A 7500-nucleotide genomic window follows, 5' to 3' on the forward strand; every position below is an offset into this window, starting at 1 on the left:
GGAAAAGATGTTGGCAACAGGAAAGTTATTAATGCGGATAGAGAAAAGCGAAGGGCATCGGAACACACTGCCATCCTCTGGGTCTGTCCATGGTTGAAGATATGTTGGCGCGAAGACCTTCACCGTCGCACCCAACTGGACGAGGCCCCCGTAAAGCCGGTCAATGGAAAGAGGCACCCCACCGATAAAAGGAAGGTAATTGTTCGTGAACATGGCCAGGCGAAGGGGCGCTTTGGAGAGCGCCTCTTCATCGATACTGAAATCGCGGTAGAAATGCTCCTGGCGGATGATCAGCGAATATACCTTCAGCGCAACGAGACTGATGATGCCCAGAACCACCAAAAAGTTAAAAAGACTCATATAGAAAAATGAGTGCAGAAAAAGCTTCAGCGTTTCCAGTTTGTAGCGAAACGGACCCAGCCGGTGGGGGACGGCCACGTTTTCATATGTTACTTGACCCTGTTCCACACTGACCTTTACATACTGGTAATACTCTTTCTGCTGGCCCAGGAGCAATCCGCCACCGCCGCCTGATATGATATACCGAACTCCTTGTAATACGGTTTCGTGATAAGTGGGATACCCGGACGAAAAAACGGCCGTTACCCGGTACCGGGAAAACAGGCGTTGCAAGTTTAGACTGAGATTTTCTTCCAGGACATGTTCATTGTCATCCGGATCAAAACCCTCCAAAGGGAACAGAGAGTGGTCTAAAAACACGAATCGGTATGGGTACTTTTCTGTCATTTCCAACTCCTGCTGCAACCACCGCATCTGCCATTTCCAGGATGTTTGCCCGGTTGAATCAAGAAAAATAAAATAGGCGTTTTCAAGATGGAAAGAAAAGAAATAGGGCCCGAAATGCCGGTAAAACTTCCCCGCCCCGAAATCCTCAACCTCGTTGTGGCCGACGGCCAGCACGTATGGGATGCCGAGTTTTTTGAATCCGCGGTACAGCAACCTATATTTGTCTTCGGTGCCGTCGTAGACGGCGTTTCCGGCGGATACCATAAAATCGGCGCCCTTGCCTTTGATCAGGGGCGCAATGCGCCTCTCGAAAATTCTCATGGAATTTTTGACATTGCCGACAACAGCGAAGCTGAAAGTGTCCTTGCCGCGGAGGCGCGATTCGATCTGATCGACATGGTCGGCGTTGAGCGCCTCGTAATCAGCTTCATAAACAAGTAGATAGACCTTATATCCGACAAGAGCGGTCATAAACAGCACAATACAAGCCAGGAGTAGTTTCAGTTTCTTTTTACGGTTCATTGCTGGCCCGCCTTTTTTTTAGGTTAAAAATTTCCCTGTAGATAACAACAATACCGATCACCACCCCGATATAGATGGTCAAAAATCGCCAGGACAGGGTCAGCAGCGTAATGTCTTGTTTTTGAACCAGCTGGGCGAATAAAAGCCCATAGCCACCTTCGGCGACCCCCGCGGCCCCTGGCGTCGGGGCAAAGTACATGAAAAAGGTAACCACCACCTGGAAGGCCATAACGGTCAACACAGGCGTCTCATATCCCAACGCCCTGACCAGGACGACGGAGAAGGAAAAAAGCAGGAGCAAAAAAAGAGCCGTGAACACAACAGACAGTGCGGCCCAGCCCGGGTCGCCTCTGAAATATCGTTTGAACCCATCTGACAAGAGGTCCAATTCATGAGAAACTTTCAAGAAAAGTGACCTGGACCGCGACCGTGATACAATTTTCAGGGTGTTGAGCAAACGAAATCCCCAAAACAGCCAACGCTTGATCACCCGGATTCGGAAAAGGATGATCCAAAAAACCGTAAGGTAAACACATGAAAATCCGGTGATGCCATAGAGCAGGTTTCTGTGGGAAAACATGCGAAACATGTTCGGTTCGGCCCAAATGATGATCGGTGTGAGCGTGAAGAGTATCAGGGCGGCCAGTATGGTCCGGATCGACGTAACCGCCGTTGCCTCACCGATGGTCATCCCTCTTTTTTTCAAGAAATAGATCTGGACAACTCCGCCGCCAGTCGCCAGCGGCGTGACGTTGGAGACGAAAATATTGACGAAGACAAGTTTGAGAATATACGGGAACGCAATGTGAAACCCCATCGCCCTTATGACTGAATACAGCCGCAAGCCGTCCGCCAGATAGTACAGGGCCAGCAGAACCACCAGGCCGCCTATGACGTGAACCGACAACAGGTTGGGGTCGAGTCGAAATTGCCCCTCTGAAAAGTAGCGGTGAACAAAATAAATGGTGATGAAGGAAAGCAGAAAAAATAACCCCGCCAGCCCGAAATATACAAGGACACGTTTGGAGACATACACAGGCTCCTGTTGAGATATGGGGCGAAACACTTTCATCATAAATCAAAATTTCTCAGCTGTTCTTTTTATGTCTCATTCGCGGACTATGTTTTTGGCCTTCTTGTCCAGCCTCGCAATGGTCTCTGCGAGATTGTCCGTCAGATCCCGGACCTGCCCCGGACGAAGTTCAGTCGGTACTTTGATGGGTTCACCGATTACCAAACATACCTTTGTAAAGGGTAGCGGAATCTCCCTCCGATCCCATCGTTTTTTAAACACTATTTTCCGGCGACTATCCACCGAAACCGGCAAAAGGTCAAGTCCAAGCGCTGACGCCATCCGTATTACGCCGCTTTTTACCCGGTGACGTGGACCCAGCGGGCCATCCACCGCGATCCCTCCCGCCTGGGCCTCGGACAAGGCCTCCTTCATAAGCCGAAGGAACTCATGCCGCGCTTGATCGGGTATCTGGGCGCTCTGATAACCGAAGTTTCGGCAGATTTCGGCGATAATGCTTCCCCGTTCTGACTGGCTGCTGACAACGCACGCATTGTAGCCCTCCAGCAGGGGGAATATCGGCACATATTTCCCGTGCCAAAAGCAAAACAGAAAACGTTTATTGGCGGCGTACAACCGGTCCAGGTGCTCGCGGCCCTCAATATGAACCCGCCAGGTCCGGCGTTGCAAACGCAATAACTGGGATAAAGACCACCCCTTAATTCTCACTCTCAGTCCCTTGTGCGATGGATTACCCACTTTTTTCTTCTTCATAGGGCCGCTCTGGGATTTTTCAGACAAAGGTCAACGAGATCATTTATATTGGCCGTACCCACGCACATCACGGTATCAGCCGCACCCCAGTAGATTTTAAGCGTGCCGTCTGTTTCCGGTACCGTCCCGCAGGTAAATACAACATTGGGGACATAACCGGTGACCTCGTATTCTTCTTCCGGCTGCAGGATCCAGCCGTCACTGACCCCCCTGATTATAGAGGGATTTGTTAAATCATGCAGGGCAACCCCCAGGCGGTAGACACAACCGGCCATCGTTTGAAAGACGCCGTGGTAGATATTCAACCAGCCCTGATCGGTCTTGATGGGAGGCGCTCCAGGTCCTATTTTCATCTCATCCCAGTGATATTGAGCCGGTTTCATAATCAGCCTGGCGTCCCCCCAGTATTTCAGGTCGGGAGAATAGGATATCCAGATGGACCAGGGGGTTATCCCCGAATGGGGTCTGTCCAGGCGGACATACAGGTTATCTATTTTTTCAGGGAAAATAACCAGGTTGCGATAATCGGCTTCCGTAATCAGAGCAACCCGTTCTATTTTTTTAAAGTCTCTTGTTTTGGCCAGCGCGATGCGCGCGCCATGCCTGGAATACGCGCTGTAGGTGATCAGATATTCACCCTCGATACAGGTGATACGGGGATCTTCGATGCCGTACTCTTCATATACCTGAAATATCCCTTGTGTTGCCGGGGTCATAAAGGGCTTTTCGGCAACCGTAAACCGAAACCCGTCATCACTTTCAGCCAGCCCTAAAATACTGCGGCCGCTGGTTAAATGCGAGCGGAAGATCATTATGTATCTGTTGTTATACTTCGTTACCCCGGCATTATGAACTGTTGCCACCGGATAGGGTACATCGTCTCTGGTTAAAATTGGATTCTTTTCATATCTTCGAATAATCGGCATTCATAAACTCCTTACATTGTTGTATGCGGCAGGGCTTTCTCATGCATAATTCCCTGCAAGGACAAAACATGACCGGGTTTTCAATCAGGACATTACTGCCAGTGACTCTCCTGCTCATGGGCCCGAAGAACGGTCAGATGGGAAATTAAATACGCCAGGATACTCTCCGCACCCTGATTCCGGTTTACCCCGTGGCTTTCAAGGCCGTCGCAGCAGCCGCATGTCTCAAAATCATATAACGGGATCCGCAGATCATTTTCACCCAGAAACCACATAAAGGATGCAAACATCCGGTCAAGGTACCGTTTTTCTTTGGTCACGATAGAGGCCTGGTAGAACATCATCACGATGGCCATCACGTTAATAGGTTGCTGCGCATACCGCGCACATTCTTCGCCCTTCTGGTACCAGCCGTCGGACCCCACCGGCGCGAGATATCCGTCTCTAAAAATTATTCCCCCCAGAAAGTCCGCCGTCTCACGGGCGACAGCCAGGACCTTTTCATCCCCGGTTATTTCATAGGCATGGAACAGGGCCAGGGGGATAATGCCGTTGTCGTAGGTCACTGTCGGTTCAAACCAGCGCCACTCCCCATCGGCCTCGTCTTCGTACTGTGCGACGATCCGCCGTACCATCTCCTTAAGGGTTTCTTTCATCCCCTCATCACTCGAATAGCGATGGAGATAATGGCAGACACCGATGATCGTGTCGGCAATACCCCGAATGGAACGCACGTTCTGAAAATGCGGATACGCCTTGGAGAACAGGTCGTTGGCCAGTTGACAGAAGGCGTCGTGGGGGGAGAAACGGATAAGGTATCCCAGGGCCCATATGGTTCGTCCGAAAGCATCATCCGATCCGACCTCGTCCAGAAAGTTTCGATTGTAGCTTAAGAAATTCCTAAATAAACCGTCATCGCGCTGCATATAATCGATATAACTGAGATACGTGGGCATAAGACGCAGGGCCACCGGGTCTCTCTTCTGGCGATAGGCCATGGCCGTCATCAACAGCCCCCGGGCATTATCGTCCAGGCAGTATCCCTTTTTCCGGTTCGGCACACTGTATTTCGCATGCTGGATAATACCGGTATCGTCGGTGAACTGCCTGACGTGGGCCAGATCGAAGGGGGGAAGAACCAGCGGGTCGACGATAGCTTCCTCTCTGGCGCTCACCTCCGGATAGGAGCGCGCCACATCGCACATGAGGTTGGCATATTTCTCCCCTATAATTGGCCATGTCATCTGCCGCCCGTAGGTGTACGCCTTGTGTCGCAATTCGAGCAGGGTGGAAGGGTTATCCAAGAGTTCGTTGAGGATACCGGTCAGTGCGTTTGAATCGCGAAAACCAAACAGCCTTCCCCGACCATCTGCTAAAAGCTCCTGGGCATGCCAGTAGGGCGTGGAGATTACGGCCGCCCCCGCTCCGACCGCGTAGGCCAGGGTCCCGCTGGTAATCTGGGCTTCATTCAGATAGGGGGTAATGTAAATATCGGTAGCGGATAGGTATTCAAATAGCTCCTTTGAACTGACAAAACGGTTAAAGAAATAGACGTGTTCTCTCAGATTATTCTTTACTACCAGGCGCTGCAGATAAGTTCTGTACTCCTCGCCGGAAACTCGTAACACGGATGGGTGTGTCTTTCCTAACACGATATAAATGATATCCGGATGTTTTTGAACGATCTGCGGCAGGGCCTGGATTACCGTTTCAATCCCCTTGCTTCTGCTCAACAGGCCAAAGGTAAAGAGGGCCTTTTTGTCCTCCAGGTTAAATTTCCTTTTATACTGATCTCTCTGAACAAGATCGAAATCGGGGACCCCGTGCTCAATAAGCTCAATCTTATCCCGCGGTACATCGTAGATTTCGGTTAAAAAATCTATAGCGAGCTGACTCATCACTACCACTTTCTCAGCTTTTTCACCGATCTCATGGATGATGGCCCTTTCGTTATAGGAAGGTTTTTTAAGCACCGTATGCAGTGTAACAATAAAAGGTATCTCCAGCCGATGAATTAACGGAAGGATATAAATACCGCTGTCACCGCCGAATATGCCGAACTCATGCTCTATTACACAAACATCGGCGTCACTGTAATTGATAAATTTAACCGCTTTCAAATAATCCTGTTGATACTCTTGCCGGATAACATATCGCACCTTTTCGGGATACGAGTAGTCCTGGTCCTGATCATTCATCGCGACAACGGAGCATTCGGCCCGATCGGTTCTTTCCATCGACTCGACCAAATCCCTCGTAAAGGTAGCAATCCCGCATTCCCGCGGGGGGTAATTCCCGATACACGCAACTTTAAGCTTTTCCATTTTTATCCTTCTGGAGTTGTTTGCTGGGTTTCACTCCTTGACTCGGGGTACACCCAGGCGGATTTGAGATTGCACGTCTACAGCCTCTGTCTTTTTATATTATACGTAATATCTTGATAATATACTACAAATTTTCGATTATTCTCTTGAGTTTATCTACAGCCGTTTGGGGGTTCCCACCCTTAGCAAAATATGGTTTGTCTATATGTACCGATACACCTCCTCGTTTTGGAAACGATGCATTCGGTGGCAGGAGTTCAAAAGTGCCTCTCAGGCGAACCGGCACGATCGGTACCCTGATACCAAGGGCGAGGTGGCCTATCCCTTCCTTAAATGGACCTATTTTGCCTGTCCTTGTCCTGTGGCCCTCGGGAAATATCATGGGGCCACAACTTTTGAACGTTACCCAACCATGACAGACTCGTAAAAAGTCATAAACTGCACCATTTGTCATGCTGAACTTGTTTCAGCATCTAATTATTTCAGTAAGTTAGAGACCCTGAATGATCCTGAAACAAGTTCAGGACATGATTCAGGGTGACAAAAACTGACTTTTTACGAGTTCATCAACCATTGATTGACAAGCAAATTTGCCCTGATAAGTTGATATTGGATGTATTTTCCGGCAAGTTTGCCCTTTACCCCTGTTATATGGCATTTTTCTTTGCAATTCTGTCCACCACCTGGCGGACATCACCCAAACATCAACGGCCTTTAGGATTTTTCTGAGCGCAATCACATTGTCCAGCATTCGTTTCTAATGCAATACTTTCTAAGATTGTTGATTGGCCGTTGTTATCAACATAATCTTTTTCAATGTCTTTCCTCGTATAGCCAAAGCAATAGCAAACAAGTTCGCCATCTTTGAATTCATTTCTTTCCCGGGAATATGACCCAATTTTAATCATGGCCTTTCCTCTTGATCATGATGATCAGCTGTATGGTGTCGTGTCTTCAACTGTGAATTTCAGAGGTAACTCAAATGTGAAGCTCCCCGCCCACAGGGCGGTGCGCTTCCCGGCAAGGAATTTGTTTGTTTTATATTGCGCCCCCAGTCAATGCCTGACCCCATTACTCTTTTTGTCTGGCCATAGAAAAGATAACTTATTGCTTTTCATTAGAAGTAATTTTTTCAGGGTAAAACCGCCTTGCCAGCATTTCAACGGTTCTATCAATGCGGGTATTGGGATGACAG

General features: G+C 49.1%; 7 protein-coding genes. All 7 read right to left on the reverse strand.

Annotation, left to right across the window (positions count from 1 at the left end):
- The coding region (locus Q7J27_01920; protein ID MDO9527896.1) for a hypothetical protein at positions 1-1269 on the reverse strand (1269 nt) is incomplete at its 3' end.
- The gene (locus tag Q7J27_01925; protein MDO9527897.1) at positions 1259-2344 is read right to left on the reverse strand and encodes a lysylphosphatidylglycerol synthase transmembrane domain-containing protein; all 1086 of its coding nucleotides are present in this window, start codon (positions 2342-2344) and stop codon (positions 1259-1261) included. The genes Q7J27_01920 and Q7J27_01925, both read right to left, overlap by 11 nt.
- A gap of 33 nt (positions 2345-2377) precedes the next feature.
- The gene (locus tag Q7J27_01930) at positions 2378-3055 is read right to left on the reverse strand and encodes a DUF374 domain-containing protein (protein ID MDO9527898.1); all 678 of its coding nucleotides are present in this window, start codon (positions 3053-3055) and stop codon (positions 2378-2380) included.
- The gene (locus tag Q7J27_01935) at positions 3052-3981 is read right to left on the reverse strand and encodes a glycoside hydrolase family 130 protein (protein MDO9527899.1); all 930 of its coding nucleotides are present in this window, start codon (positions 3979-3981) and stop codon (positions 3052-3054) included. Before Q7J27_01935 ends, Q7J27_01930 begins: the two co-directional genes overlap by 4 nt.
- A 92-nt stretch (positions 3982-4073) precedes the next feature.
- The gene (locus Q7J27_01940) at positions 4074-6305 is read right to left on the reverse strand and encodes a glycosyltransferase (protein MDO9527900.1); all 2232 of its coding nucleotides are present in this window, start codon (positions 6303-6305) and stop codon (positions 4074-4076) included.
- 124 nt (positions 6306-6429) lie between these two features.
- The gene (locus Q7J27_01945; GenBank protein MDO9527901.1) at positions 6430-6759 is read right to left on the reverse strand and encodes a lysophospholipid acyltransferase family protein; all 330 of its coding nucleotides are present in this window, start codon (positions 6757-6759) and stop codon (positions 6430-6432) included.
- A 250-nt stretch (positions 6760-7009) separates the two neighbouring features.
- Positions 7010-7213 (reverse strand): (2Fe-2S)-binding protein, encoded by a 204-nt coding sequence (locus Q7J27_01950; protein MDO9527902.1) that lies wholly within the window; start codon positions 7211-7213, stop codon positions 7010-7012.
- Between the last annotated feature and the right edge of the window lie 287 nt (positions 7214-7500).

Source organism: Syntrophales bacterium, assembly GCA_030655775.1.
Lineage (GTDB): Bacteria > Desulfobacterota > Syntrophia > Syntrophales > JADFWA01 > JAUSPI01.

What these genes read in the sequence shown, in the direction of transcription:
- Q7J27_01930 (MDO9527898.1), bottom strand. Translation starts at nt 3,055, where the DNA reads ATGAAGAAGAAAAAAGTGGGTAATCCATCGCACAAGGGACTGAGAGTG.
- Q7J27_01925 (MDO9527897.1), bottom strand. Translation starts at nt 2,344, where the DNA reads ATGATGAAAGTGTTTCGCCCCATATCTCAACAGGAGCCTGTGTATGTC.
- Q7J27_01935 (MDO9527899.1), bottom strand. Translation starts at nt 3,981, where the DNA reads ATGCCGATTATTCGAAGATATGAAAAGAATCCAATTTTAACCAGAGAC.
- Q7J27_01950 (MDO9527902.1), bottom strand. Translation starts at nt 7,213, where the DNA reads ATGATTAAAATTGGGTCATATTCCCGGGAAAGAAATGAATTCAAAGAT.
- Q7J27_01945 (MDO9527901.1), bottom strand. Translation starts at nt 6,759, where the DNA reads ATGACAAATGGTGCAGTTTATGACTTTTTACGAGTCTGTCATGGTTGG.
- Q7J27_01940 (MDO9527900.1), bottom strand. Translation starts at nt 6,305, where the DNA reads ATGGAAAAGCTTAAAGTTGCGTGTATCGGGAATTACCCCCCGCGGGAA.